This window comes from Streptococcus plurextorum DSM 22810, from assembly GCF_000423745.1.
Lineage (GTDB): Bacteria > Bacillota > Bacilli > Lactobacillales > Streptococcaceae > Streptococcus > Streptococcus plurextorum.
Genome location: NZ_AUIO01000030.1, coordinates 1 through 2,619, shown reverse-complemented (window position 1 = coordinate 2,619; position 2,619 = coordinate 1). Strand labels below are relative to the sequence as shown.

The window sequence follows — 2,619 nt, the reverse complement described above, 5'->3', positions numbered from 1 at the left end:
TGTAGGACTGCAATGTGGACTTAAAGATTATAGAAGAAGGCCTTGGGAAGGGTCGCCAAAGAGAGTAATAGCCTCGTATTCGAAATAGTCTTTATACCTAGCAGTATCCTGAGTACGGCGAGACACGCGAAATCTCGTCGGAATCCGGGAGGACCATCTCCCAACCCTAAATACTCTCTAGTGACCGATAGTGAACCAGTACCGTGAGGGAAAGGTGAAAAGTACCCCGGGAGGGGAGTGAAATAGAACCTGAAACCGTGTGCCTACAAGAAGTTCGAGCCCGTTAATGGGTGAGAGCGTGCCTTTTGTAGAATGAACCGGCGAGTTACGTTATGATGCGAGGTTAAGTTGAAGAGACGGAGCCGTAGGGAAACCGAGTCTTAATAGGGCGGAATAGTATCATGACGTAGACCCGAAACCATGTGACCTACCCATGAGCAGGTTGAAGGTGCGGTAAGACGCACTGGAGGACCGAACCAGGGCACGTTGAAAAGTGCTTGGATGACTTGTGGGTAGCGGAGAAATTCCAAACGAACTTGGAGATAGCTGGTTCTCTCCGAAATAGCTTTAGGGCTAGCGTCGATATTAAGAATCTTGGAGGTAGAGCACTGTTTGGATGAGGGGGCCATCTCGGTTTACTGATTTCAGATAAACTCCGAATGCCAATGATTTATGATCGGCAGTCAGACTGCGAGTGCTAAGATCCGTAGTCGAAAGGGAAACAGCCCAGACCACCAGCTAAGGTCCCAAAATAATTGTTAAGTGGAAAAGGATGTGGGGTTGCACAGACAACTAGGATGTTAGCTTAGAAGCAGCTATTCATTCAAAGAGTGCGTAATAGCTCACTAGTCGAGTGACCCTGCGCCGAAAATGTACCGGGGCTAAAACAATTTACCGAAGCTGTGGATAACACTTAGGTGTTATGGTAGGAGAGCGTTCTATGTGTGAAGAAGGTATACCGTGAGGAGTGCTGGAACGCATAGAAGTGAGAATGCCGGTATGAGTAGCGCAAGATGGGTGAGAATCCCATCCACCGTAAGACTAAGGTTTCCAGGGGAAGGCTCGTCCGCCCTGGGTTAGTCGGGACCTAAGGAGAGACCGAAAGGTGTATCCGATGGACAACAGGTTGATATTCCTGTACTAGAGTATGAAGTGATGGAGGGACGCAGTAGGCTAACTAAAGCGGGCGATTGGAAGTGCCCGTCTAAGCAGTGAGGTGTGATATGAGTCAAATGCTTGTATCTGTAACATTGAGCTGTGATGGGGAGCGAATTTAAGTAGCGAAGTTAGTGACGTCACACTGCCGAGAAAATCTTCTAGCGTTGTATCATGCTCTACCCGTACCGCAAACCGACACAGGTAGTCGAGGCGAGTAGCCTCAGGTGATCGAGAGAACTCTCGTTAAGGAACTCGGCAAAATGACCCCGTAACTTCGGGAGAAGGGGTGCTCAGTATAACTGAGCCGCAGTGAATAGGCCCAAGCAACTGTTTATCAAAAACACAGCTCTCTGCTAAATCGTAAGATGATGTATAGGGGGTGACGCCTGCCCGGTGCTGGAAGGTTAAGAGGAGGGTTTAGCGCAAGCGAAGATCTGAATTGAAGCCCCAGTAAACGGCGGCCGTAACTATAACGGTCCTAAGGTAGCGAAATTCCTTGTCGGGTAAGTTCCGACCCGCACGAAAGGCGTAATGATTTGGGCACTGTCTCAACGAGAGACTCGGTGAAATTTTAGTACCTGTGAAGATGCAGGTTACCCGCGACAGGACGGAAAGACCCCATGGAGCTTTACTGCAGTTTGATATTGAGTATCTGTACCACATGTACAGGATAGGTAGGAGCCAATGAAGTCGGGACGCCAGTTTCGACAGAGGCGCTGTTGGGATACTACCCTTGTGTTATGGCTACTCTAACCCGGATAGGTTATCCCTATCGGAGACAGTGTCTGACGGGCAGTTTGACTGGGGCGGTCGCCTCCTAAAAGGTAACGGAGGCGCCCAAAGGTTCCCTCAGATTGGTTGGAAATCAATCGCAGAGTGTAAAGGTATAAGGGAGCTTGACTGCGAGAGCAACAACTCGAGCAGGGACGAAAGTCGGGCTTAGTGATCCGGTGGTTCCGTATGGAAGGGCCATCGCTCAACGGATAAAAGCTACCCTGGGGATAACAGGCTTATCTCCCCCAAGAGTTCACATCGACGGGGAGGTTTGGCACCTCGATGTCGGCTCGTCGCATCCTGGGGCTGTAGTCGGTCCCAAGGGTTGGGCTGTTCGCCCATTAAAGCGGCACGCGAGCTGGGTTCAGAACGTCGTGAGACAGTTCGGTCCCTATCCGTCGCGGGCGTAGGAAATTTGAGAGGATCTGCTCCTAGTACGAGAGGACCAGAGTGGACATACCGCTGGTGTACCAGTTGTCTCGCCAGAGGCATCGCTGGGTAGCTATGTATGGAAGGGATAAGCGCTGAAAGCATCTAAGTGCGAAGCCCCCCTCAAGATGAGATTTCCCATGATTTTATATCAGTAAGAGCCCTGAGAGAAGATCAGGTAGATAGGTTAGGAGTGGAAGCGTGGTGACATGTGAAGCGGACTAATACTAATAGCTCGAGGACTTATCCTAGAGAGTC

General features: G+C 50.2%; 1 rRNA gene. It reads left to right on the top strand.

The features are described from left to right. Positions 1–2,612: ribosomal RNA gene (locus tag G575_RS0110480) — 23S ribosomal RNA — on the top strand; the annotation flags it as partial. Positions 2,613–2,619 lie beyond the last annotated feature (7 nt).